Here is a 25,497-nt window from a genome sequence, read left to right as displayed (position 1 = left end):
GAACAAAAATGAAAAAGCTGAAGATGTCTGTGAAAACCAAGCTGCTGTCCATCCTGCTGATTCCGATTCTAGCTATGGCTCTAACTTCGTATTTATCGCTTAACCTGGTAATTTCATCCGATAATAATTTGAAACGCGTATTCTACGATCACGGCTATAATTTGACCTCATATATGCTCAATGCCGACAGGGATATGTATCAGGCTTATTCTGCGGTACAGCTACATCTGGCTACCGGAGACGAGAAGGCCGTTGCGGATTACCGGGAGAACATTGCCCAGGTAGCCGAAAGAATAGGAAGGGCTGAAGATATCCTGAAGACCTATAATGACCGGCGGATTCTTGACCTGAGAAGTGAAGCCGGAAGTGATATCTTGAGGGAGCTTGGAGAGGCCAGAATGCTGTTCGTGGAGTGGACTGGAATCATTGACCAGCTGCTGCAGTCTCCCGGGGAAAGAAAGGTAACAAATGAGCTGCTGCGGGTGGATCAGTTTACGGAAGCACGCGACAAGCTCGATTCGGCATCAGGCATCGTCGAGGCATTTATGGTGAACGAGGTTAAGGGCTCTGAAGAATCAATTCACCTTTCCTTCATAAAGGTAGCTGCAGTCAGCGTAGCCCTGCTAATGGCTTCCTTCATCATGGGTTTCCTCTATATCCGGAAAATTGGTTCGGCTTTTAAGATGATTCAGATAGTTATGGAAAGATTGACTGCAGGCGACCTTACAGTTGAACCGCTTAACCTCAAGAGCAAGGATGAAATTGGACAGGTGGCACTCGCAATTAATAATATGACTGGCAAAATTAAGGGACTGATCGAAAAGTCGGTAACTCTGTCACATACAGTCTCTACAGCCTCGCGGGAAATTTCGATGAACACAGAAGAAGTAGTAAGAAGCAGTACACATCAGGCTAATGATGCCCAGACGATGACGATGCTGGTGTCTGAACTGTCGATGGCCGTTACTTCAGTAGCGCAGAATGCGGAAAGGGCATCCACGATGTATCAACAGACTGTAGGTATTTCTACAGAGAATATGCGTATAGTCGATGCCTCGATCAATGAGATGAATGCGGCAAGCGAACAGATGAACAAGCTGCAGGAAGATTCCAAGAAAATCGGGAATATCCTCGATCTGATTGATGATATTGCGGAGCAGACCAATCTGCTGGCACTGAATGCTGCGATTGAAGCAGCCAGAGCCGGTGAACACGGCAGAGGTTTTGCAGTAGTGGCCGACGAAGTCCGTAAGCTGGCGGAACGGAGCGGGGAAGCTACCCGGCAAATCTCTCAGATTATTGAGACTATGCAGGAAAATACGGTAAAAAGTGTATCGGCAGTAGGTTTGGGAGTGCAATCCTCCTTGGATGCGGCAGCCGCCTTTGACAAGATTAAAGGGATTGTGGGTGAAACGGCCCAGTTAATCACCGAAATTGCTGCGGCCAGCGAAGAACAGGCAGCCCAGGCGGACGACGTGCTACGGTCAGTACAGAGCATTGCGGCTGCCAGCCAGGAAGTCTGTGCCTGTGCAGAAGAGACTGCGGCCTCCTCGCATGATCTGGTGGATTCCACAGCTCAGCTGAACGAGTCGCTGGCAGCGTTTCGGATGTCTTAATCCGAGAAAGACAGGTGAAGCTAGATGACGCTGGATACAGCAAATCAATATGTCGAATTTGGGATGGGCCAGGAACAGTATGCCATTCCGATCCAGGATATTCATGAAATTATCCGTGTGCAGGAAATCACCCGTCTTCCACATACTCCTGCTTTTGTTGAAGGGGTCATTAACCTGAGGGGCAAGATCGTACCGGTGATCAGTTTACGCAAACGCTTTGGATTCGAAGACATTCCGTTGACCAAACGTACACGGATAATAGTAATCAACCGCCAGGATGAGAAGGTGGGTGTGCTCGTGGATCACGTGAATAAGGTGGTGCGCATCCATGATATGCAAGCACCGCCGGAACGGCTGGGAACCCTGAACGGCACGTTCTTCGAGGGGATTGGCAAATCGGACAATGGACTTGTCAGTGTGCTGAAACTGGAGCACTTATTTGAAGAAGCGGGCAGTTAGGTTTCATTTACAGGATTAGGGAGCAAGGAGGCGAAGAAATGAATAAGCGCGTACTGATCGTAGATGATTCTGCCTTTATGAGAAGGCTTCTGACGGAAATGATTAAGGAGTTTTCCGGTTTTGAAGTGGCCGGCGTTGCCAGAAACGGATTAGAGGCCGTACAGCAGGTGCTGGCCCTTCAGCCGGATGTGGTGACTATGGATGTTGAGATGCCCATCATGGACGGGCTGAAGGCGCTGGGGGAAATAATGAAGCTTAGGCCTACTCCGGTGATTATGGTTAGCTCGCTCACCCGGGAAGGTGCCGACGCTACCATTCAGGCTTTGATGCTGGGGGCAGTTGACTTTATTGCTAAACCCTCCGGTTCCATCTCGGCAGAACTCGGGAACAAGCAGAACGAACTGCTGGTGATGCTGCAGGCAGCGGCATCCTCTCATCAATCGGTCACAAAGTGGGGAGGGGAGCCGCCCAAACGGCGTGCTCTGCCGGCCCAAACGGCGGGGCCTGCGGCTTCGGTTCAGCGTGAAAGAAAACGAACATCCCCAATGATCAGCGGGATATGCGCAGTGGGCACCTCAACCGGAGGACCTAAGGCGCTTGAGACGCTGCTTACCTCCTTGCCGGAGGATCTTGCGGTTCCCGTTGTTGTCGTTCAACATATGCCGGTTAAATTCACGGCTTCACTTGCTCAGCGGCTGGATCAGCATGCCGCTCTGCATGTGGTGGAGGCAACGCATCATCAAATCCTGGAGCCCGGAAATGTCTATATTGCACCCGGAGGCAAGCATATGGAAATAGAGAATACCGGCGCCGGATCGTACCGTATTGTGATTAGTGAGCACAATACGGTGAATGGGCACCGCCCCTCTGTAGAGGTTATGTTCGATTCCGTCACACGGCTGAAGGGGCTGAAAAAGGGTTACGTCATTATGACCGGTATGGGAGCTGATGGTGCACAGGCGATGCAGCGGGCCAAGCAGGCTGCGTTCCAGTCCGTCACGATAGCCGAATCAGAGGCTACCTGCGTGGTGTATGGCATGCCCAGAGCTGCGGTAGAGCTGAAGTGTATTGATCATATTTTGCCCCTTCCACAAATCGCCGGAAAGATAATAAGTATATTTCATAATAGTTCAGATAATTATTAACGGATTAGGGCAGCCGGTTCTTCATCCATTAATTCTGGTGAGCGGGTCTTCCGCAGATGCTGGAACCTTGCGCCTCCGATCAGAGCAGCCCCGGCAGCAGTAATCCCGCCGATCAGTCCGAACACCGGAACAGGCGATTCTACCCCGTACAGCCCTAGCAGACCCGCCCCGAGCATAGGGCCGAAAGTGGTTCCGATCTTAACAAACTCCGAGCAGCCGAAATAGAGTCCCTTATTACTCTCCGGAGACAGCTCATCCACTAAGGCATCGAACCGCGCACCAATCAGCAGCTCCCCCAGACTGAACACTATAATGAACAGCAGCGGCATCAACGGGGAGACGGGCAACACAAAGAACAGAAAGCTTGCGGCAATCAGCAGATTACTGGCGAGTACCACGTGGAAAGGATTCCACTTCGAGATCCAGCGCAGCACGGCAAATTGCGCAGCCAGAATAACAACCGCATTGAGCGACAGGATCACCGAATACATCCGGGCACCGTCGGCCAAGGCAGAAGTGGCGTTTAAATATTGGGATACGGTTCCGTTCAGCTGAGAATACCCGAAGAAGGAGAAGCTCATTCCAGCCAGCAGGAGGAGGAATACATAGTCCTTGCGAATTGCACCAAGATTCTTAAGGCTGCCGATACCCCGGGATGCAATAGAAGCGTGGATGCGGCCCCCGTGCCGGAAGAAGAATTGTGTGGAGACGCCATACAGAATATAAAGCACGCCCAGAATAACATAAGGAAAGAGAGTCAGCTTCATATTGAACATCAGGCTTAACAGCGGGCCGAGAAAACAGCCCAGATTTATCGCCGTATACCGCAGATTGAAGACGAGCAGCCGGTTCTCCGGGAGCGTTTCGGTGGACAGTACTTTTTTACTGGCAGGCTCGAAGATGGAGTAGCATAATCCGTTAAGGCCGTTAAGCAGCAGGAAGGCCGGGAAGCCGTCCGCATAATAGAACAGAATGAATAGGCTTCCCCAGATTATGGGGACAACGGCGATGATTTTGTGCAGAGGCAGCCGGTCCGCAAGCGCCCCTCCGAAGCCGCTGAAGAGCACATTCACCAGCGGATTGATACTGAGAACACAGCCGGCCAGGAAGATGGAGAGATGTTTTTGGCTCGTCAGAAAGATGGCCAGATAAGGGACGCTCATAAATAGTGCAGTTCTCGTGAAAAAGGTGCCGGCCAGAATGTTCCATACTCTACGGTTTAGTTTCCGTGACAAATGAAAGCCCATGATAATCCTTCCCCTGCTTTTTATATTTTGATTTGTGCCGAGTGTAGCATACAATGAAAATCAGACCGGAAAATTGTGCTGTATACTCACACGGCAGAGCGGAGGGGTGATATCATGTTTCTGGGCTCTACAATCAGGCAAATCCGTTCCTCCAAAGGAATCAACCAGTCGATTCTGGCGGATGGGATTATGAGCCGTTCCAACTTGTCACGCTTTGAGGGCGGTAAATATTATCCCGGATATGACAAGCTGATCCTCCTGCTGGACAAGCTGGAAATGTCCCTTGAAGAGCTGCTGTTCCTGCAGAATGGCTATGCACAGCCGGAGAAACGTACGCTTCACTTAAGTCTGGTGGAGGCGGCGAACCGTTATGAATTCGACAAAGTTAGAACGATCAGCCATGAATGCCGTTTCTTGTACGGGGTGACGCGCACGGAGGCTTATTATCATTTGTATCTGCTGGGCCAGGGTTTTCTGATTCAATATCAGCGGGAGGATGAGATCAGGCAGTTAAGCGAATTAGCCGGGGAGATCAAGCCTTATCTGATGGGTGCGGATATATGGTATCTGTATGAGTTCAAGCTGCTGAATAATTTCCTGTTTACGTTAAGCAGCGGAGACGCGATCTTTTTTGGACTAAGGGCTGCAGATGAGTTTGATAAATACCATGACTTTGCCGAGAGCCGGACCATCCAGCAGCATCTGATGCAGAATATCGCGAAAATTTGCCTGAAAGAGCATAATTACGAGCAAAGCCTGTTCTTCCTTAAAAAAGCGCTGCCCTTAGCGGATAAGACGAATCTGCTGTACGATAAAATTGTCACATTGGTGTACCATGAGATCACGCTGCTCTGTCTGAAGCATAAAGACGATACCCAGCAGTTATTGGGTTACCTGGATATTCTCCGGCAGCTTGAGTTCAATGACAGTTATGAAGCGCTGCAGCAGGTGTGCCGGATACATCTGCCGGATATATTCTGATACATATACTCTTTAATTTCCGCACAAAAAGGTTGCCGCCCTATCACCGGGCGGCAACCTTTTTGGTTCTGTTTATTATTGGGGGGAAGAGATGCCGCTGCGCTTCTTGGCGAGCTCGCGCCGCACAACCGGAGCTACTTCTGTTGCCAGCAGCTCAATGGCTTCTGCCACCTTGGCATAGGGAAGGCCGCCGATATCCAGCTGGGTCATGAAGCGGTGATGGCCGAACAGCTCATGCTGATAGAGGATCTTCTCAATAATCTGCTGCGGGCTGCCCACGGCCAAGGTATTGTCCGGAGAGGTGAACCGGCCGAATTCTTCGCGTGAGACACGGTATTCCTGGCCGGGCTTCGGGCTAATCGCATTGCGGTAGCTGTAGTAATAAGGATAGTACTCATCCAATGCCTGCCGGGAGGTCTTGGCTATGTAACCGTGGCTTGTGATGGCAATCTTCAAGTCTTCCGGTCTGTGCCCTGCTGCTGCGCCGGAGCGGCGGTAGGTGTGGGCCAGATTCTGGAAAGGCTCCGGGCTGCCGCTCAGAATAGCGATGGCCATACCTACACCCAGCTCTCCGGCCTTCTGGGCACTTTCGGCCGAACCGCCGATGCCCACCCAGAGCGGAAGCTTCTGCTGCAGCGGACGCGGGGCAATCTCGGCGTTATGCAGCGGGGAGCGGAACTTGCCTTCCCAGTTCATGACCTCATGCTGGTTCAGCGTGAGCAGCAGGTCGAGATTCTCGCTGAACAGCTGTTTGTAATCCTCCAGCTCATAGCCGAACAGCGGGAAGGATTCCAGGAATGCGCCGCGCCCGGCGATAATCTCCGCCCGGCCGTCCGACAGCAGATCCAGAGTGGCGAAATCCTCGAAGACACGAACCGGATCAATCGTACTCAGTACAGTGGTTGCACTGGTAAGCTTAATCCGCTCTGTAACCTGGGCAATAGCTGCCAGCACAACCGGTACTGAGGAGATGACGAAATCCAGCCGGTGATGTTCACCTACGCCGAATACATCCAGACCCGCTTCATCGGCAAGCTTCGCGGCAGCAATCACTTCATGGAGCCGCTGGCGGGGGCTAATCCGCTGCCCCGTTTGGCAATCGGTTACGATATCCCCGAGTGTATAAATACCGAACTCGAACTCCGGTTCAGCCGCTTGCTTCGCTTGATCATTCCCTTGATTGTTCATTGGTACAGACCCCTTATTATCCAGAATATTTAGTATGTTTAAAGCTTAAGCTTGTCCGTTACAGCAAGGATATACTCTACTATACCATAACGACTTACAAAATGTAAGTATATGAGTGTAAGTTTGTGATATGAGGAGATAAGCAGATAAGCAGCAATACTAATGTTGTGCCCTGCATACCATATACCGGGAGCACTGGTTGCCCTTTCTAACTTTTATGTATTTATATATATACGAAGTCCCCCGGTTGAGATTATACTAAAGTGACGAACCGTTTTTTCAGCAGGCGGAGCGTCTCCCCATACCTATAACACAGACACAAGAATATTATGCTGGAGGAAATTGAATGAGCACTACAGAACTTACTAGCCAACTTTCCAGTTTCACAGGAAGATTACTGCGGGAACGCTTTGGGAAAGGGCCTGAATCCATACACGCCTCTATCGGAAAGCAATGTATAGCGCTGCATATTCGTAATTTTATCGGACCTGTGGAGAAATTTTTGTTAAATAAGGAAGAAGAACAGGCGTTTCGCTATACGAGAGAGCTTCTGATGAAGTCTCTGCTGCCCGAGCTTGCGGCCTACCTGAAGGAAATGACGGCTATGGAGGTTGGCGAGATTTTCTATGACTGGGGTATACATAATGCGTCTGGAATGATCGTTGCGCTCATTAAGAATGACGTTATGGTCATTGACGATTATGCCGGGCGTCAAGAAGTCCATGCCCAGATAAATGAAGTTAGCAGAAAGGTTCAGAAGGAACCGGTCTATACCGACTCCTGGTGGCTTGGCCCGCGCGTCCTGATTATCAAACGTGAGGGTATCCTGATCCCGCTGGAGAAGGAACTGATTAGCCTTGGTTATGAGAATACGCTTAAGACTACCAAACGTAAGATGGAAAAACGATATTTGGAGGATACCACCACGATTGCCCCGATGCTTGGCAAGGAACTGTCGGATATATACGTGGATTGGGATTTCGACAAGGATACCAGTGTGATAGCTTATACTTTTCATTAAGTTTAACTATAAATAAGGCGGAAATGAGTCGGACATGCGAATGAGCCGAACATGAGCCGGAGAAGGGGGAATTGTCCCTTTCTTCGGCTTTTTTATTTTCTGCCTGTTTAGGGGCTGTTGTGCTGGGACTTTTTAGGAGGATATGCCGAATGGAGGAGTACAAGCAGACAGTATTATATGTGGAAGATAATCAACTCAACATGGCCCTAATGCATCATATCTTCAAAAGAAACCTGCCCTCCATATTGCTGCTGAAAGCCGAAACGGCAGAGCTCGGGCTAAGTATGGCCCGTGAAGAACTGCCGGATCTGATCATCCTGGATATCGGGCTGCCCGGCCTTAACGGATATGAAGCTCTGGAAATATTGCAGCAGGATGAGGCTACTTGCCACATTCCGGTACTGGGAACCAGTGCGTTTGCTCAATTATCGGATATTGAAAAAGCCAGGAATAAGGGTTTTGCTTCATACATTACCAAACCTTTTCAGGTAAAAGCCTTCACTGAAACGGTGAAGAGGCTGCTGGACGGTGGGCTCTAAAAGGATAATGTAATGCAGGAATGGATTGAACAAAGGCGGGAACTGGGGAGAACTCTGTCTGAAGGCTGGTTCGCGGGTTAATATAATCCGACAGAATCATTTGACTTTCGCCCGGATATGCAAGATATTTATATTACAGATTTGAACTAATAATGCATGTATTACTCCACGAACGGGCGGTGGAATTTATGCTAAGACAACATACGGAGATCTCTTCTCCATTCGAACAGGCATTCAAAAAGGGGACTGCCGGAGTTGCATTTCTCTCCATTTCCGAAGAATGGACTAGTGTGAATCCGGCGGTAACCCTGTTACTTGGATACACGGAAGAACGATTGCTGGGACATGGCCTCACGGAGTTTCTGTATGAAGATTCCCTGGAGATACATAGGCAAAAGATGGGCACCCTAAAAGCGGGAGAGGCTCCCTTTTTTGAATGTGAGCTAAATTTCCGGCATGCAGACGGCTCTGTAGTTGCAGTACTGCTGCATGTTTCTCTGATTAGCGAGCCCTCTACGGGAATGGGCTTGTATTATATCGTTCATCTGGCCGGATTGCGGCACCCGGAAGCTAAGTCCATGGATGAACTTCCTGCACCGCCAGATGAGCTGTACCGCCTGATCGCAGCCAATATTCGAGACATTGTATATTATGCAACCCCGGATGGTATCTGCAGATACTGTTCTCCTTCGATTGTAGAAGTACTCGGGTATAAGCCTGAGGAATTGATCGGCTGTGATATCCGCGGACTGGTTTACCCCGAGGATATGGAATTTATGAGCGCTCCGCAGGCGGCTGAGCTTCAGAGTGTGCAGCTGCGGATTCTTCATAAGGACGGGCGGTATCTCTGGATTGAATTCACGCTGCGGATTGTGGAAGACAGCGGGAGCTGGAGCGTGCTTGCCGTAGGCCGTGATGTGACACAGCGTAAGATTATGGAGCAGAAGCTGCAGGAATCGGTAGAGCGGTATACCTCGCTGAAGAAATATAACCATGATGCGATTATTTCCCTGGATCTGGAAGGGAACATCATCAATGGGAATGAGAAGGCCGTGCAGCTGACAGGCTACACCATTCCTGAGCTGGTGGGAATGAGTGTCGGCCGGATTATCGGGAACCACCATCTTCACGACGTGATCAGCTTCTGCCAGAAGAAGGGTTCCATGGAACGGAGCATCGACCTCATCTGGCATAAGGACGGGCATTCCGTGGAGGTGCTGACAACCCTTGCCCCTATCATAATCAACAAGGAGACGGTGGGCTTTTATATAATCGTCAAGGATATTACCGAGCAGAAGAAGCTGCTGATCGCCAAAGAAACCGCCGAGAATACGAACCGGGCCAAAAGCGAGTTCCTGGCTATGATGAGCCATGAAATCCGCACGCCGATGAACGGGGTGATCGGGATGACCGATCTGCTGCTGGACCTCAGTGATCCGGATTCTCAGCAACGGGAGTACCTGGAAATCATCCGCCAGAGCGGGGAATCCCTGCTGAATATCATTAACGATATTCTGGATCTATCCAAGATAGAGGCTGGCAAAACCTCATTGCATGAAGAACCGTTTGTCCTTCAGCACTGCATAGAGTCTGCTCTGGAGCTGCTGCAGCTTAAAGCGGAGAATAAGGGCCTAACCATCCAGGTGGAGGTGGGACCGGAGGTGCCCGCTGATCTGATCGGGGACGGAGAACGCTTGAAGCAGATCCTGATCAATCTGGTCGGCAATGCAGTGAAGTTCACTTACACGGGCGGGATAAAGGTAGGCGTGCAAAGGATAAGGGGAGAAGAGGCTGCTGATGGGGTAACGCTGCAATTTACAGTGGCGGATACAGGAATAGGCATTCCGGAGGATGCCCGCAGCCAATTGTTCGAGCCGTTCTACCAGCTGGATCATTCCATGAGCCGCAAACATGAAGGAAGTGGCCTGGGGCTGGCGATCAGCAAGCAGCTGGTTGAAATGATGGGAGGCAGGATTCAGCTGGAGCCGCAGACCGGGCAGGGGGCAACTTTTGTATTTACAGTGGTGCTCCGGACCGAGAAGCAGGCTCTGACTGCTGAGGGGGCGGAGCCGGGCCTGCTGAGTCCGCAGCAGCTCAGCCGTTCTTTGCGCATCCTGGTGGCTGAAGACAATGTTATTAATCAGATTGTGCTGCGCAAAATTCTGGAGAAGCGCGGGTTCGCCGTCGATGTTGCGGAAGACGGGCTGCAGGTAGTCGAGATGGTCTCTCAGCGCAGCTATGACCTGATCTTCATGGATGTGCAGATGCCCGGCATGAACGGCCTGGAGGCCACATTGAGAATCAGGCAGACGCAGCCGGCAGACTCGCAGCCGGTCATTATTGCCGTAACGGCTAATGCGCTGAAAGGCGACCGGGAATTATGCATTGAAGCGGGAATGGACGAGTATATCAGCAAGCCGCTGAGAAGCGAGACTATAGTGAATGTTATCGGGAAATTCTTTTAATTTGCAGGCAGTCTTCCGTTTGTTCATCACCCATTCACATTTTTGCGTTAAAGCTGCAATACGTCACTCCGACATCTTGCATGTGGAAGTCATTTTGATTAAGATAGCAGAAACCGGTGCATAAGACGCATCGATATACCATTAAATGACAATGACGAAGAGAGTAAGCACTTTATAGCAGATCTTAACAGGGAAGGTGTGCCGGAGACTGAGAGCACCCTCATTTGACGCTTAGTGCCGAAGTTCACTTCCGAGTCGGCTCCTGAAGTACACTGCTGCAGCAGGTATGAGTAGGGAGGCCCGCTTCCAGCGTTAACGGGTGTAAGACAGAGTTAATCCGGTCCGGGATGAGGTAACAGCTTACCGGATGCTGACGCGTCAGCAGGATTCATCTCTAAATAAGGGTGGTACCACGGCTCCTCGTCCCTTGCGACGGGGGGCCTTTTTGCGTTCGTTCATAGGATTAACTATTAACTACAAAAGGGAGTGTCAGGAAATGAGTAATGTGGAATTGGATAAGCTGAGAGCAAGGCTTGATGAAATTAACGGACAACTGCTGGAGCTGATCTCGGAGCGTGCGGGAATCGTGCAGGAAATTGGAGCACTCAAAGAGAAGCAGGGCGTGCCGAAGTTCGATCCTGAACGCGAGAAAGCCATGCTGGATAAGCTGGTCGCAAGCAACAAGGGACCGTTCACCAGCGGCACGATCCGTACCCTGTTCAAGCAGATTTTCTCTGCTTCACTGGATCTGCAAAGCACGGAGCATAAGAAATCCCTGCTGGTAGCCCGCAAAAATCACGCTGAAGATACAGTAATTACCCTTCCGGGTAATGTAACCGTCGGCGGATTATCTTCGCTGATGGTTGCCGGACCCTGCTCGGTGGAGAGTGAGCTGCAGACCCGTACAGTTGCCGCTGCCCTGCAGAAGGCAGGCGTGAAGGTGATGCGCGGCGGAGCCTTCAAGCCCCGTACCTCCCCGTATGATTTCCAGGGACTCGGGATGGATGGCCTGAGAATTCTGCGTGAAGCGGCGAATGAATACGGGCTTCTGACCATCAGTGAAATTGTAGACCCTCGTCATATTGAGGAGGCTCTTGATTATGTCGATGTTATTCAGGTCGGTGCACGGAATATGCATAACTTCGAACTGCTCAAAGCGGTAGGGGAAGTGAACAAGCCGGTATTGCTGAAGCGCGGTTTGTCGGCGACACTGGACGAATTCGTCCATGCGGCAGAATACATTATGTCCCGGGGTAACATGGAGATCATACTGATTGAACGCGGCATCCGTACCTATGAGAAAGCGACCCGCAATACGCTGGATATTTCGGCAGTACCGATTCTCAAGCAGGAATGCCATCTGCCGGTGCTGGTCGATGTGACCCATTCCACCGGACGCAAGGATATCCTGATCCCATGTGCCAAAGCCGCACTTGCCGCCGGAGCCGACGGCATCATGGTGGAAGTGCATCCCGATCCGGCAACCGCCTTATCGGATGCGGCGCAGCAGCTTAATATTGAAGAGTTCAACACCTTCTTCAATGAAGTGAAAGCCTCCGGACTGTACCGTTAATCTAAATATCTAGAATTTATACGGAAATAGAAGAATTAATGAGAATGACGCTGTAATTAGCGCTTACAAGAATAGTTTGCACTTTTGTGGAGGTTAAGGAGGGTCAGGTACAATAACAAGTATTGGCGTTGCACCTGACCCAGGCTCTATGGTTAGAGCCTATAACCTTATAACAAGACACAGGAGGAGCAGCACAATTTGAAGCAGTTAAGCTTATACAACAACGGTTGGTTCTCCAACACACGGAGCGACATTCTGTCGGGTATGACCGTGGCGATTGCCTTAATCCCTGAAGCGATTGCTTTCTCCATCCTCGCCGGTGTAAGCCCGATGGTTGGATTGTACGCATCTTTCTGTATTGCTATTGTGACGGCATTTGCCGGCGGAAGACCGGGCATGATCTCCGCGGCAACCGGGGCGATGGCACTATTGGTCGGCAGCCTGGTGATTTCACACGGAATTGAGTACCTGTTCGCGGCTACCGTACTGGCGGGAATCTTTCAGATTCTAATGGGGATGCTGAAGCTTGGCAGATTCATCACGTTCCTGCCGCAGCCGGTAATGACCGGCTTCGTCAACGCATTAGCCATTCTTATTTTCATGGCCCAGCTTGTGCATTTTGAAGGACAGGGCTGGATGATGTATGCACTGGTGGCACTTACACTGATTATCATTTATACGGTTCCGCGGATCACGAAGGCTGTCCCTTCGGCACTTGTAGCGATTATCGCAGTTTCCATACTCAGTATTGTTCTTAATCTGGATGTGAGGACCGTAGGCGATATGGGCACCATTACTTCGGCTCTGCCGGTGTTCCATCTGCCGGATCTTCCCTTCACGCTGGATACACTGCTGATCATTCTGCCCTATTCACTATCGCTAGCTGTTGTCGGATTGCTGGAATCCCTGATGACCGCAACGCTGATTGATGATATTACCGGCACCGGCAGTAACAAGAACCGGGAAGCGAAGGGACAAGGCCTGGCCAATATCGTTACCGGCTTCTTCGGCGGGATGGCAGGCTGTGCAATGATCGGCCAGTCGATGGTTAATATGAAATCGGGCGGACGTACACGGCTGTCTACTTTTGTATCGGGGATCTTTCTTTTGTTCCTGATTCTCGTTCTGGGCGATGTGGTTAAGCAGATTCCGATGGGCGCCTTGGTCGGTGTTATGATCATGGTCTGCATCAGCACCTTCGAGTGGGGTTCGTTGAAGACATTAGCCAAGGTGCCGCTCAGCGACGCACTGGTCATGATCGTTACGGTAGTTACTGTGGTAGTGACAGATAATCTGTCGATCGGTGTACTGTTCGGTGTTCTGCTGAGCGCTTTGTCTTTTGCCTGGAAAATGGCTTCAATAAAGCTCAGTGTCCATACGGCAGCATCTGTAACTACCTACAAAGTATCCGGCCAGCTGTTCTTCGGTACAACCAGTCATTTCGTGCATGAATTTATGTATGAGAGTGATCCGCAGCAGGTGATTATCGACTTCTCCCATTCTCATGTGTGGGATCAGTCGGCGGTGGGGGCTATTGCCAAAACGCTGGACAAATACGCGGCACTCGGCAAAAAGGTAACGATTACCGGATTAAATGAAGAAAGTGCCCGGCTGGTGAAGCGGATCGGCCTGAGCTTGTCGGGCGGGCATTGAAGGGTAAATGTATTGAGGCTGTCTTTGGAGCTGTTTATGGCTTCAAAGGCGGTCTCTTTTTATGTAGTATCTTTTGCGGCAGGAAAAAGGATTTTCGAAAAAGTTGTCGAAATTTTCCGGTAGAGGGACATTTGTCATTGCATGTTCAGGAATGACCCTACTTTAACAACGCAATTGCCGTGCGCGAAAGGGAAGGCCTTCATGTTTTCTTTTATCCGAACAAGACTTATTGCTCGTATCCTCTGCATCATGACTGTAGTCATTCTATGTATCACAGCAGGGAACATTGCCATTCAGCGGGCGAACACCGGAACAGCGGTGAAAGGGACGATCAGCAGTTACAACATGAGTATTGCCAGCCATTATGTTACGCAGATGGATGCCGGCCGTTACAGCGAATTCCTGGCCGATCCCCGGGAATCGGACCTGTATTGGTCGCTCCGCAATGAACTGGATCAGTTCCGGGTGTCGATCGGTGCCCGTTATGTATACTTTGTCAGGATCGATGAAGCTAATCAGCCGCAGCTGATGATTGACGGCAGACCGGAGGGGGACCCGCTGGCTTCACAGATTAATGAAAGTACAGATATGCCGGCGGTTGCAGTTCAGGCGGTCCTTGCCGGAGAGAATGCGAGTACGCCGCTGATCATGAATCCTCAATATGGGGATTATATCTCGGCATTTGTGCCGGTGAAAGGGGCTGACGGGACTCTGATCGGGGCGCTGGGCATTGATACCGATGTCGCTGTCCTTAGCAGCCTGACCCGTGATGTCCTGATCCAAAGTCTGCCTCTCTATGGTATTATTCTCGCCTTATCCCTGGCCGCTTTGGCGGTGCTGGCCTGGTTTGTGTCCCGGTCCTTGCGTCCTCTGGGGACGATCACGGAGAGTGCGGGCACCATGGCCAGGGGCGACTTGGCTGAGGCCGCGCGGATTCTGAATGGCCGTCCGGTCAAGTCCCGGGATGAGATTGGAACGGCTTATCTGGCGATGCTTCAGATGTCAGGAGATTTGAATTCCAGAGTGAGAGGGATGGTGTCTGGTGTGTCCACGGCATCCGATTCTCTCTACGGCTCCTCCGAGACATTCGCCAGGAATGCCGATGATGTGCTGAAGATGAGTGAGGCTGTCAATGGGAGAATAGGCGACATCTACGCCGGTGCCCATTCACAGACGGAAGGGGCGCAGAGCAGCGCTATGGCAATGGATGAGATGGCGCAGGGCATTTCACGTATTTCGGCCGCTTCGGCCGCTGTCTCCGAATTCGCGGTCAAGGCTCTGGATATGGTGGAGTCCTCCCAGAACGCCATGAACTACACAAATCAGCAGATGAAGTCGATTTCCGTATCTACCAGCGATACTCTGGATATCGTGCTGTTGCTGCAAGGCTATACGAATGAAATTGAGGGGGCGCTGGCTTCGATCAGGCAGTTCGCCGATCAGACGAAGCTGCTTGCGCTGAATGCCTCGATTGAGGCAGCGCGCGCGGGAGAACACGGGCGGGGCTTCACTGTCGTAGCCGGAGAGGTACGCAAGCTGGCAGAGGGCTCTGCGGCTTCTGTCGAGCGGGTAGCCGATTTACTGATTCATATCGGCAATGCCTCGGCAAGCATCGGTACGCAAATGACGGACGCTTCCCATGAAGTCAGTGAAGGTGTGCGGATGTCTGCTGAAGCAGAAGCTGCGCTGCTGGAAGCCTCGGCCGCTTTTCGTGAGGTGGCCGGACAGATCATCGATGTCTCCGCGACGGCAGAGCAGCTGTCTGCAGGCTCGGAGGAGGTTGCTGCAACGGTGGGCAGCATGGCCTCCATTGCCGGAGGTGTCTCGGAGCAGACAAGGCAGATCCGTGAGCTTACAGGTCTTCAACTGGAGAAGATCAAAGAAGTGTACGAGGCTTCGATGATGATCAGCGCGAACACGGGCGACTTGCGGGAGGCTATCCGGCAGGTGAAGGTATAGGCGGCGATTCGAGTGTTGATCGGGCGCAGTAGCAGGTGCTCGCTCTCCGGCTTTCCAAAGTGTTCGACTATTGGTATGATTACAAGGAATGCGAACATCTACTACCGATTACATGGAGGAATTAATAATGAGTGAAACTACAATATCCGGGATTATTGATCATACGCTGCTGAAGGCGGATGCCCGTAAAGACGATATTATCAAGCTGGCTGAGGAAGCCAAAGCATACAAATTCGCTTCGGTCTGTGTGAACCCGGCCTGGGTGTCCACGGCCTATGCCGTGCTGAAGGATACGCCGGAAGTAAAAGTATGTACAGTAATCGGGTTCCCGCTGGGATCGTCCACACCGGAAACCAAAGCCTTTGAAACCACCGATGCGATTGCTAACGGTGCTGGCGAAGTAGATATGGTTATTAATATCGGCGCATTGAAAGACGGCAATGACGAGCTGGTGAAACGTGATATCGCCGCAGTGGTTGAAGCTGCCCGCGGTAAAGCACTAACCAAAGTCATCATTGAAACCTGCCTGCTGTCCGATGGAGAGAAGGTCCGCGCCTGTAAGCTCGCTGTAGAAGCGGGAGCCGACTTTGTGAAGACTTCGACCGGCTTCTCCACGGGAGGCGCAACGAAGGAAGATATCGCACTCATGCGGGCGACTGTCGGCCCTGATATCGGCGTTAAGGCATCCGGCGGTGTGCGCAGTGCGGAAGATGCCCTCGTAATGGTCGGAGCAGGCGCTACCCGGATCGGGACAAGCGGCGGCGTAGCCATTGCCAAAGGTGAACAAAGTCAGAGCAGCTACTAAATAGAATAAGAAACGCTCTACATACGGCAGCGCCCTCCTTGATTTCAAGGGGCGCTGCCGTTTTTGTACAAATATAATTCGGAAAGAGATACATCCCTCAGAGTCCGCCGAAAGCGGGGGGGATGAGGGAATGGGGAGCACAAGTACATCTGAATTCACCGGATGCGTAAATCATTGGACCCGGTGAGTGAAGCGGACTGAGAAGTCGTTATTTCGCCCAAAAAACCATAAATAAGGATGAGACGGACTGAGAATCGCTTATATCGTTCATTTGAGGCCAAAATGACGGATATCCGGATGCTTAACGGAATCTCAGTCCGATCGTCCTACCATTTCATCAGATTTGCCAACATAACGGAATCTCAGTCCACCTTACGGGCAGAGGCGTCAGGAAGAATCCGCCAAGTTCCAATTACGGAAATGCTCCAATGATAGGCTCCAGCCTGAATCACCCCTCGGGGTGATTTTGTTCAGGGAATAGCGAGTACGGGTAAAATGAGGGGGGCGAAGTACCCGGCAGGCGGAACTGAGGAGCACTAGTGCACCTGAATTAGCTGAAAGTAGCCGATAGGCGTGAATGAGGCGCATTAGCCGTTAGTGCACCAGGTTTCACCAGCTCCGTGCCTTGCTCCCACTGCATTTTCATCTCAACAAACCGGCAGCAGCCCCCTTGAATTCAAGGAGGCTGCTGCCGGTTCTGCGAAGCAAATACATTAGTGGTCTGGCAGATCAGCTAAGTATGAGAAATGGATCTCCGGAAGTCGGCTGTACAGAAGCCTACCCGCCTACCCGCCTCTCATAAAAGGACGGCAAAGCCGATTCATCTTTCCTAGAACAGCCCTTTATCCATCGCTTTGCCGATCAGCGTGGCGAACAGGCTATTGGACCAGGCGAACCACTCGCGGGAGAAGTCGGCTGGATCATCCGGGTGGAAGCCTTCGTGCATGTAGCCGGTATCCGCATCAGTGCGGATCAGCATGTCGATCAGCTCCTTGATCTCCTCATCGTTGTCTGCCGTCAGCGCCTGCATGGACAGTGCCATGTGCCACACATAACCGCCCGGCGTATGCGGACTGCCAATGCCCTTGGCGTGCTTGCCCTCGAAGTAGAAGGGATTGTCGAAGCTGAGGGCGAAACGGCGTGTGTTCTGATAAATCTCATCCTCTACGCCAACATAACCAATATAAGGAATGGACATCAGTCCAGGTGTGCCCGCATCGTCCATCAGGGAATAATTGCCGAATCCGTCCGTTTCATAGGCGTAGATTCTGCCGTATTTTGGGTGAGTCACGATTCCGTAGGTACGGATGCCGAAGTCGATCTCCTTGCGCAGCTTCGCCGCCCGTGCCGCCAGTCTTTCGTCCATGTAGACCTCGCTTGCAATCTCGCGGATATAACCCAGAATGACTACGGCGAACATATTGGAGGGAATGTTGTAGCCGAATTCGCAGCTGTCATCGCTTGGCCGGAAGCCGGACCAGCTCATGCCGGTATAGTTGACAGGCATGCCGCGTCCGTTATTGTGCAAAGTTTCCGTATCCTGAAGCGTCTGCCGGATGAAATGGTATGGCGACTTCTCCCCGTGATATTGCTCGGTTTCGATAACATTCACAATGGAGGTCAGCGCCTGGTAGCAGGCAGCATCGAAGATATCGCGCTGCTCTGCTTCCTTCCAGTACATATACGCCAGCTGTACAACGAAGCAGAGGGAGTCCAGCTCATACTTGCGCTCCCACATCCACGGATTCAGATTGCAGTCGTCCGTATCCCGGTAATGCTTGTCGCTGGCCGTTTCGTTGAAGGCGTTGGTGTACGGATCAATATTGACATAGAACATCTGGCGGGCGATCAGGCCGCGGAGAATGCGCTGCAATTCCGGATCGTTTTTGGCAAAAGGAATGTAGTGGCGCACCTGCTCCGTCGAATCGCGCAGCCACATGGCCGGAATATCTCCGGTGAACACGAAGGTGGTGCCGTCCTCCAGCAGCTTGGTGGTCGTCTCCAGCGTATTCGGGAAGCAATTGCGGAACAATTGCTGCAGTTTCGGGTGATGCTTGAGCCGTTCGTCGGCCTCATTCAGATAGGTGGTAATGGAAGCTGGCAGGTTCATCGTTAATTCCTCCTCAGGCATAGTGAATTTAGGGTTGTACCGTTTGCAGGGCATAAGTTACAATTTGGGCTTTGCCGGCGGTGCTGCGCAGAATTCCTTCATCTAATATGGCTGTCTGTTTCCGCCGCTCCAGAATATCACTGGCATGTACAGCCTCTACGGGAAAATGCGGCACGAGCGCAAAATCCTGCTCCTGATGCGCCAGATTGTACCACCGCAGGATAATATCCTCATGTTCTTCCGACAGCTTGAAGGCGGAGAGGGCCATTGTGCGGCCCTGCCACTCCAGCGGCTGATACTCGGCAGGCAGGGAGCCCTGCTGCCAGCCGGTCTGTACAGTGAACCAAGGCACCTGATACTGGTAGGCCCAGGCGAAGGCCTCCGGCCACCCGGCATCTCCGGCATAAGGGCGAACCGCGAATTGAGCGGTCTGCTCACCCAGGCACTGGGCTTCCGGCGTAGGGAACACGCCCCAGTCCCCCAGCTCCGACACACTGCGTAGCAGGGTTACGGCAATGGTATTGCTTCCGTCACGCAGGACCTCGTATTCGTTCAGCCCTTTGTTGGCGACCACAAGACCCGCGCTGCCGTCCGACACACTGACGTAAGCCTGCTGGTGCTGGGCATTGCTCGGATTGATCCAGTCGGCAGCCGGTTCAATGGCGCGCTCCGCCGCTTCGAAGATGGAATCCGCCAAGAGTGTGGAGGCGGCAAGATCCGTAGGGAAGAGGACGCGCAGCCTGTGGTCCTTGGCCTGGTTATTGAACGTGGCAGAGACCTGAATGCCGGTCCCATTAGCCTCCAGACTGATCCGGGTTACGATCCGCAGCGGGACCTGGGCTGAAGAGCGTCCCGCCTTGCGCTGGCGGAACGGAACCATCCGGCGCTTCTCCTCCTCGAAGGAGGCATCGGCGGAAGCCGGAACGGTCCATTCATGCACGATTTCATAGGTGACGCGGTAAGGCTCGTGCTCGGCAAGCGTGATGCGGGCGTCCAGTCCCTTGGTAGTCAGAGCAGCATCGCCCTCCGGCTGGCGGAACACATACTCATTTCCGATATCCCCGTAATTCTCGTAAACCCCTAGTCCGGCGAAGACTTTGCCGGTGTGCTTGTCCTTCACATCATACGAGCCGTCTTCCCGGATCTGGATGGCCAGGAATCCGTTCTCCATCCCCGTCTCGGTGAGCCTAAGCGGGCTGGCAGCAGCCCCGGCAGCTCCAGCGGATGCGCTACCCGGTGACTCCACCCAGGCATAAGTGGTATAGCCAAGCGGCGGAATCTGCACAGCTTCGAAGGTCAGCCGGACCATACGCGCCATATAAGGCTTGCGGAACTGATCGTCCGGCAGCTCATAGCCGAACCGGGTGCCGAGATCCTCGGCCTTGCAGGCCAGGACCCGTCCGTCCGCACCCAGCAGCCGCCCGCGCGCAAGCTCAAGCGGTAACTGATCCAGCGCTTCGGCAATCGCCGCAGGATTCGGGCCTCCCTTGAAGTACCGTTTGGCTACCGCTACCTCCACACTAACCGTACCACTGCGTTCCCAGCCGGTTGTATTGAAGACCGTCACGGGAATGGCAGATTCTCCCCAGGCGGCTACGCCCATAGTTCCAATCTGACCGGAGATCGCCTTCAGGCTCTCCTCCATAATAGCCTCGCCGACATGCCTGCTCTTCTCGAAGCGTGTAACCATCTCGCGGTGAACCTCATCCACGCTACAGCCGCAGATGCTGTCATGCGGATGATTCTGCATCAGCGTCTTCCAGGCGTAGGTCAGCAGGGCGTGGGGATAAGCCTGCCCGCTGAGCAGATAAGCCAGGGCAGCCAGCGGCTCGGCGCCCTTCTCCAGCAGGGTCTGGCCCTGATGATTCAGCTGCTTCAGATAGACGCGGGCGGAAGCGGTGTTCACCAGCGTCCCCCAGCCGTCCGTATGCTGGCTGCGCAGCTCTCCGTGTACGGTGACCAGATCTTCAGGCAGCGAAGGACCCAGCGCCTCCAAGTACTGCTCGAAGCTGGAATGGACGAAATCCGTGTCCGGGTAGAGCTTCCTCGCGGTCTCCAGCGCATCGGCGAGATCACGCTGTACCGGCTGATGATCACAGCCGTTCATGAACAGCAGCTCGGGGGTGGAGGCATATTTGCCGGCATCGGCGATTTTTTTGTCCCAGAAGGCCTTGGCTTCACCCGCATCTACCGGCACCTCGTTGCCGTTGCTGTACCAGTTCGCAAACAGCAGCCCCAGCACGCTTGAGCCGTCGGGTGATTCCCAGAACATCTCGGAGTAAGGCGATTCATAGCTTGAGCTGTTCAACTCGCCGACCATATTGTCGAAGCCCGTCGGCTTCACTCCGCGCCCGAACACCGCAGTCTCAATGTCTGCCTGCCGGAGCAGCTGCGGGGCTTGTCCCATATTGCCGAAGGAATCCGGGAAATAACCCAGCTTGGAGATGACGCCATATTTGGCCGCGTCCTGATGGCCGATCAGCAGATTGCGGACATTGGCCTCCGAGCTGGTCAGGAATTCATCCTGGAGCACATACCAGGGGCCGATGACAATACGGCCTTCGAGGATGAATCTCTCCAGCTGCTCTCTTTTCTCCGGATGAATCTGAAGATAGTCTTCAATAATAATGGTCTGTCCGTCCAGGTGGAAATAACGGTAGCGTTCATCCTTCTCCAGAGTTTCCAGGAGCTCATTCATCAGCTTCGCCAGCAGAACGTGGTGACGCTCGTAAGGCATGTACCATTCCCGGTCCCAGTGGGTGTGGGAGATCAGGTGTGCGGTTGTACGGGTCATGACAGTAACCTCCTATATCATCAGTCGGATATTTAGTCTTGGCATTCGTAGCAAATGTTTGCATACCTGCCCGGGGATCACAATATGTAACTTTTGCAGGGGGGAGAGAGGTTCATAATTCACATATTTGCGGCAGCAGGCTAACCGTGGGCAACTACAGCAGGCAATTCCGGAAAGTCCTGCAGCGGCGCGGTTTTACACTCCCTTAACATGACAATGCACATCCTACATATTTACGATGTCAGCTTAGTTTCACTACACTTGGTGTTGTAAGCGTTAGCAGGAAGGTGATTAGCGAGAATGCGAAGCGGCTGCATGATTTAATGTCATGAAAACTAACATAGAGAGGAGTGGGAGAATGAAGGGGAGTAATGCTGAAGTATCCGGAAGTCCTTCATTGAAGAACAAGTCCCTTGGCAAAAGAATCTGGCAAAATTGGGAGCTCTATCTGTTCATGCTTCCCGCATTACTGTATTTCCTCGTTTTTCATTACGGTCCGATGTACGGTATTCAGATTGCGTTTAAGAATTTCGTACCCTCGAAGGGAATTACGGGCAGCGAATGGGTAGGCTTTGACCATTTTGAACGGTTCTTCAATTCCTATTTCTTCTGGGATCTGCTCTGGAACACATTCAGTATCAGCTTCTATGAACTGGCCATCGGGTTTCCGCTGCCGATCATTCTGGCGCTGGCCTTCAATGAGGTCCGCAACGGCCCGTTCAAAAAATCAGTCCAGACGGTAACCTATGCGCCGCATTTCATTTCCGTCGTTGTTATGGCAGGGATGATTATTACCTTCCTGTCGCCCTCCAGCGGAATGATTGTCCGGGCCATCGAATTCCTGGGCTTCGAGCCTGCGCAGTTTCTGACCGATCCGGCCTGGTTCAAGACCGTGTATGTCTTCTCGGGCGTCTGGCAGAGCACCGGGTGGGGAACGATTATTTATCTCGCGGCTCTGTCAGGCGTAGATCCCCAGCTGCATGAAGCGGCCATTGTGGATGGAGCAAGCCGGATCAAACGGGTGCTGCATATCAACCTGCCGACGATTATCCCCACGATTACGATCATGCTGATCCTGAATATGGGGAATATTCTGGGCCTTGGCTTCGAGAAAATTCTGCTGCTGCAGAATTCGCTCAATATGGAAGCTTCCGATGTCATATCCACTTATGTATACCGCGCCGGGCTAGTGAACGCCCAATACAGCTTCTCTACGGCTGTCGGATTGTTCAACTCGGTGGTCAACGTAATTCTGCTGGTTACCGTCAACCGGATTGCCAAACGCACCAGTGAGAACAGTCTCTGGTAGAAAGGAGTTGAAGTCTTTGGTTACTGCTATGAAAGAGTCAAGGGGAGACAAGCTGTTTCTGATCAGCACCTATATTTATCTGTGCCTTGCCCTGCTGGTTGTTCTCTATCCGCTGGTCTATATTCTCAGCGCTTCGATCAGTTCGCCGCAGGATGTCAATTCGGGAGCCATGTGGCTGTTCCCGAAGAACGTGACACTGGACGGCTACAAGCTTGTTTTTGAGAACCCTAAGATATGGAATGGTTACTTGAATACCATTATTTACACGGTGGCGGGCACCCTGCTCAATCTCGCGGTTACGCTGCCGGCCTCCTATGCGCTCAGCAGATCTGACTTTGTCGGACGCCAGCTGTTTATGGGTATCATTCTGTTCACGATGTTCTTCAGCGGCGGACTCGTGCCGACGTATCTGCTGGTCAAGAACCTGGGCCTCATCAACAGTATGGGCGCATTGATTCTGCCGGTGGCCGCTTCGGTCTGGAACATCGTCGTAGCCCGCACCTTTTTCCAGACGACCATCCCGAAGGAATTGCAGGAGGCGGCGCACATTGACGGCTCTACGAACCTGGGGCTGTTCATCCGTATTATTTTGCCGCTGTCCGCACCGATTATTGCCGTTATGGCCCTGTTCTACGGGGTAGGCCACTGGAACAGCTATTTCCCGTCCCTGATCTATTTGAATGATGAAGCCAAGTATCCGCTGCAGATGGTGCTGCGCCAGATCCTTGTCCTTCAGGAAATGTCGGCCGAAACCACGGGCGCTGCGATCAACGGCGAGGTGGCGATCGCCATGAATAATAAGGCAGAAACGGCATCGCTGATCAAATATGGAGTTATTGTCGTCTCTACGCTACCCATCGTGGCTGTCTATCCGTTCCTGCAGCGTTATTTTGTTCAAGGCGTCATGATTGGCTCAGTTAAAGGCTAAGCGGTTAAAATGTAATGAACATAAGGGAGGAATTATCAATGCAAACCACACGTAAACCATGGAAGCTTCTGCTGTCTTCGGCTATGATCCTGACGTTGCTGGCAGGCTGCGGCAATTCAAACGAAGGGGCCAAGAATAACAGCAGCGGCGAAGTTACTGTGAACAAGGAAGGCTTTCCGATTGTGAATCAGCCCGTAACACTGACGCTCACAGCGCCGGATGTAGGAATTCAGAACTGGGAGAATATGGCGGTGCTCCAGCAGATGCAGGAGATGTCCGGCATTACTATGGAATATAAGAACGCGCCGAAGGACAGCTTCGAGACGAAGAAGAACCTGGTGTTTGCCAGCGGGGATTACCCGGATATCTTCTACGCAGCGGGTCTGACGACTGCAGAACAGATGAATTATGGAGAGCAGGGTATCCTGATCCCTCTGGAGGACCTGATCGAAGAGTATGCCCCGAACTTCAAAGCGCTGCTGGAGGAGTACCCGGATGTCCGCAAATCGATCACAGCCCCGGACGGGCATATCTATTCCTTGCCGGTGGTGGAATTCAGCCAGCACTGGTACCGCAACCCGATGTGGTATAACGGGGATTTCCTGAAGGCGCTCAATATTGACAAGCTTCCCGAAACAACAGAGGAGCTGTATACCTATCTGAAGCGTGTGAAGGAGGAAGATCCGAACGGCAATGGCATTGCTGATGAACTTCCGATTTCCTCAGTTACGACAGCCGCTGCGAACCTCCGCGATATCCGTACCTGGCTGCTGGGAGCCTTCGGAATCTATGAGGAGGAAATTTATGTAGACGATGCGGATAAGGTGCATTATACACCGCTGGAAGAAGGCTACAAGGAGTATCTGACTTATATGAACCGCCTGTGGTCCGAGGAGCTGCTGGATCATGAGAGCTTCTCGCAGACAGCGGAGCAGAAGAAGGCCAAAGCGCAGAACAACCGCGTCGCTCTCTTCTCCGACTGGCATGCTTATATGACCAAGGGCGGAGAGCCTTCGACGTCTGATCCGATGTTTGCGCCAGTCCGCAGCGAATCGGTGGATGCGCCGGCGATTGCCAAGAACAGAGGGATTACAACCGGCGCTTTTGCCATTACGAACAGCAATCCGGAGCCGGAGGCCTCACTGCGCTGGGTAGATTATCTCTACTCCTATGAAGGTGCCTTGTACTTCAATAAAGGGCCGGAGGGTGTTCTCTGGGAATACACCGACAAAGACAACCGGGTCAAGCAATACCTGCCTGTACCAGACGGCAAGGAAATGGAAGATTACCGGGCCACGCTGACGCCTAACTACGGTATTCCTGCGCCAACTCTGTCCATGGATGATATCAACAAGGGACTGAAGACAGACTTTGACCTCTGGGTAGAACAGGAGACCAAGCAGAAGCTACTGGATAAAGGCGCACGGATTCCGTTCCCGGCCCTGTTCCTCACCGTGGAAGAACAGACCGAGATCAGCAGCCTGAATTCGGATCTGAGCACGTATGTGAAGCAGATGGAAGCGAAGTTCATTACCGGAGCCGAGCCGCTTACGGGGTGGGATAATTATGTGGCGACGGTTAAGAAAATGGGCGGAGAGCGTGTAGCCGAGATCAACCAGGCTGCTTATGACCGCTGGAAAACCAACTAAATTTCATCCGCTGTTGTGCCGCTAAAGAGCGGTATGAATGTCTAAATGCAGAAAGG

Annotated in this window: 18 protein-coding genes; 14 read left to right on the top strand and 4 right to left on the bottom strand. The window is 52.3% G+C overall.

Annotated elements, in window-relative coordinates; all coding sequences use genetic code 11:
• Positions 1–8 precede the first annotated feature (8 nt).
• The 3 genes from R50912_RS28985 to R50912_RS28975 are packed head-to-tail and all read left to right on the top strand — an operon-like array spanning position 9 to position 3,220.
• On the top strand, positions 9–1,616 hold the full coding sequence (locus tag R50912_RS28985) for a methyl-accepting chemotaxis protein (RefSeq protein WP_052416750.1): 1,608 nt from the start codon (positions 9–11) through the stop codon (positions 1,614–1,616).
• Between the two features lie 24 nt (positions 1,617–1,640).
• Positions 1,641–2,075 (top strand): chemotaxis protein CheW, encoded by a 435-nt coding sequence (locus R50912_RS28980; RefSeq protein WP_042239823.1) that lies wholly within the window; start codon positions 1,641–1,643, stop codon positions 2,073–2,075.
• Positions 2,076–2,113: 38 nt separating this feature from the next.
• Complete coding sequence (locus R50912_RS28975; protein ID WP_042239821.1) at positions 2,114–3,220, top strand: protein-glutamate methylesterase/protein-glutamine glutaminase; 1,107 nt, start codon at positions 2,114–2,116, stop codon at positions 3,218–3,220.
• Here the strand turns inward: R50912_RS28975 and R50912_RS28970 are convergent.
• Positions 3,217–4,467 carry an MFS transporter gene (locus tag R50912_RS28970; protein WP_042239818.1) on the bottom strand — a complete coding sequence of 417 codons (1,251 nt, stop codon included), beginning with the start codon at positions 4,465–4,467 and terminating at the stop codon, positions 3,217–3,219. The genes R50912_RS28975 and R50912_RS28970 overlap by 4 nt on opposite strands.
• A gap of 114 nt (positions 4,468–4,581) precedes the next feature.
• On the opposite strand from R50912_RS28970, the gene R50912_RS28965 reads away from it, so the two are divergent.
• A complete protein-coding gene (locus R50912_RS28965; protein WP_042239816.1) occupies positions 4,582–5,448 on the top strand; it encodes a helix-turn-helix domain-containing protein in 867 nt (288 codons plus the stop codon).
• Between the two features lie 75 nt (positions 5,449–5,523).
• Here R50912_RS28965 and R50912_RS28960 read toward each other — a convergent pair whose 3' ends face one another.
• Entirely contained in the window at positions 5,524–6,636 is a 1,113-nt protein-coding gene (locus tag R50912_RS28960) for an LLM class flavin-dependent oxidoreductase (protein WP_042239814.1), read from the bottom strand.
• A gap of 346 nt (positions 6,637–6,982) precedes the next feature.
• Here R50912_RS28960 and R50912_RS28955 point away from each other — a divergent pair, with 346 nt between their 5' ends.
• The 7 genes from R50912_RS28955 to deoC all read left to right on the top strand — a co-directional run bounded on the left by R50912_RS28955 (position 6,983) and on the right by deoC (position 16,651).
• On the top strand, positions 6,983–7,657 hold the full coding sequence (locus R50912_RS28955; protein WP_042239812.1) for a Na-translocating system protein MpsC family protein: 675 nt from the start codon (positions 6,983–6,985) through the stop codon (positions 7,655–7,657).
• A gap of 149 nt (positions 7,658–7,806) precedes the next feature.
• Complete coding sequence (locus tag R50912_RS28950; RefSeq protein WP_042239810.1) at positions 7,807–8,196, top strand: response regulator; 390 nt, start codon at positions 7,807–7,809, stop codon at positions 8,194–8,196.
• 188 nt (positions 8,197–8,384) lie between these two features.
• Positions 8,385–10,661 (top strand): PAS domain-containing hybrid sensor histidine kinase/response regulator, encoded by a 2,277-nt coding sequence (locus R50912_RS28945; RefSeq protein WP_052416749.1) that lies wholly within the window; start codon positions 8,385–8,387, stop codon positions 10,659–10,661.
• Positions 10,662–11,157: 496 nt separating this feature from the next.
• On the top strand, positions 11,158–12,234 hold the full coding sequence (locus tag R50912_RS28940; RefSeq protein WP_042239809.1) for a bifunctional 3-deoxy-7-phosphoheptulonate synthase/chorismate mutase: 1,077 nt from the start codon (positions 11,158–11,160) through the stop codon (positions 12,232–12,234).
• A 198-nt stretch (positions 12,235–12,432) separates the two neighbouring features.
• The gene (locus R50912_RS28935) at positions 12,433–13,887 is read left to right on the top strand and encodes a SulP family inorganic anion transporter (RefSeq protein WP_042239808.1); all 1,455 of its coding nucleotides are present in this window, start codon (positions 12,433–12,435) and stop codon (positions 13,885–13,887) included.
• Positions 13,888–14,088: 201 nt separating this feature from the next.
• Entirely contained in the window at positions 14,089–15,846 is a 1,758-nt protein-coding gene (locus R50912_RS28930; RefSeq protein WP_042239806.1) for a methyl-accepting chemotaxis protein, read from the top strand.
• Between the two features lie 127 nt (positions 15,847–15,973).
• Complete coding sequence (deoC, locus tag R50912_RS28925; protein ID WP_042239804.1) at positions 15,974–16,651, top strand: deoxyribose-phosphate aldolase; 678 nt, start codon at positions 15,974–15,976, stop codon at positions 16,649–16,651.
• Positions 16,652–17,480: 829 nt separating this feature from the next.
• On the opposite strand, the gene R50912_RS28920 is transcribed toward deoC, so the two are convergent.
• Together R50912_RS28920 and R50912_RS28915 are read right to left on the bottom strand one after the other, a co-directional pair.
• Positions 17,481–18,761 carry a glycoside hydrolase family 125 protein gene (locus R50912_RS28920; RefSeq protein WP_081956704.1) on the bottom strand — a complete coding sequence of 427 codons (1,281 nt, stop codon included), beginning with the start codon at positions 18,759–18,761 and terminating at the stop codon, positions 17,481–17,483.
• Positions 18,762–18,789: 28 nt separating this feature from the next.
• Positions 18,790–21,555, bottom strand: a complete 2,766-nt coding sequence (locus R50912_RS28915; RefSeq protein ID WP_042239800.1) for an alpha-mannosidase — start codon at positions 21,553–21,555, stop codon at positions 18,790–18,792.
• 358 nt (positions 21,556–21,913) lie between these two features.
• Here R50912_RS28915 and R50912_RS28910 point away from each other — a divergent pair, with 358 nt between their 5' ends.
• From R50912_RS28910 to R50912_RS28900, 3 genes are read left to right on the top strand one after another with little or no spacing between them, the layout of a single operon-like run.
• Positions 21,914–22,864 carry an ABC transporter permease gene (locus tag R50912_RS28910; protein ID WP_042239798.1) on the top strand — a complete coding sequence of 317 codons (951 nt, stop codon included), beginning with the start codon at positions 21,914–21,916 and terminating at the stop codon, positions 22,862–22,864.
• 16 nt (positions 22,865–22,880) lie between these two features.
• Positions 22,881–23,792, top strand: a complete 912-nt coding sequence (locus tag R50912_RS28905) for a carbohydrate ABC transporter permease (RefSeq protein ID WP_042239795.1) — start codon at positions 22,881–22,883, stop codon at positions 23,790–23,792.
• A gap of 38 nt (positions 23,793–23,830) precedes the next feature.
• Positions 23,831–25,441 carry an extracellular solute-binding protein gene (locus tag R50912_RS28900; protein ID WP_042239793.1) on the top strand — a complete coding sequence of 537 codons (1,611 nt, stop codon included), beginning with the start codon at positions 23,831–23,833 and terminating at the stop codon, positions 25,439–25,441.
• The last annotated feature ends 56 nt before the right edge of the window (positions 25,442–25,497 follow it).

It is taken from the genome of Paenibacillus sp. FSL R5-0912 (assembly GCF_000758605.1).
Lineage (GTDB): Bacteria > Bacillota > Bacilli > Paenibacillales > Paenibacillaceae > Paenibacillus_AQ.
The sequence above is the reverse complement of the archived record's forward strand: the minus strand, read 5'-3'. Positions and strand labels throughout refer to the sequence as shown.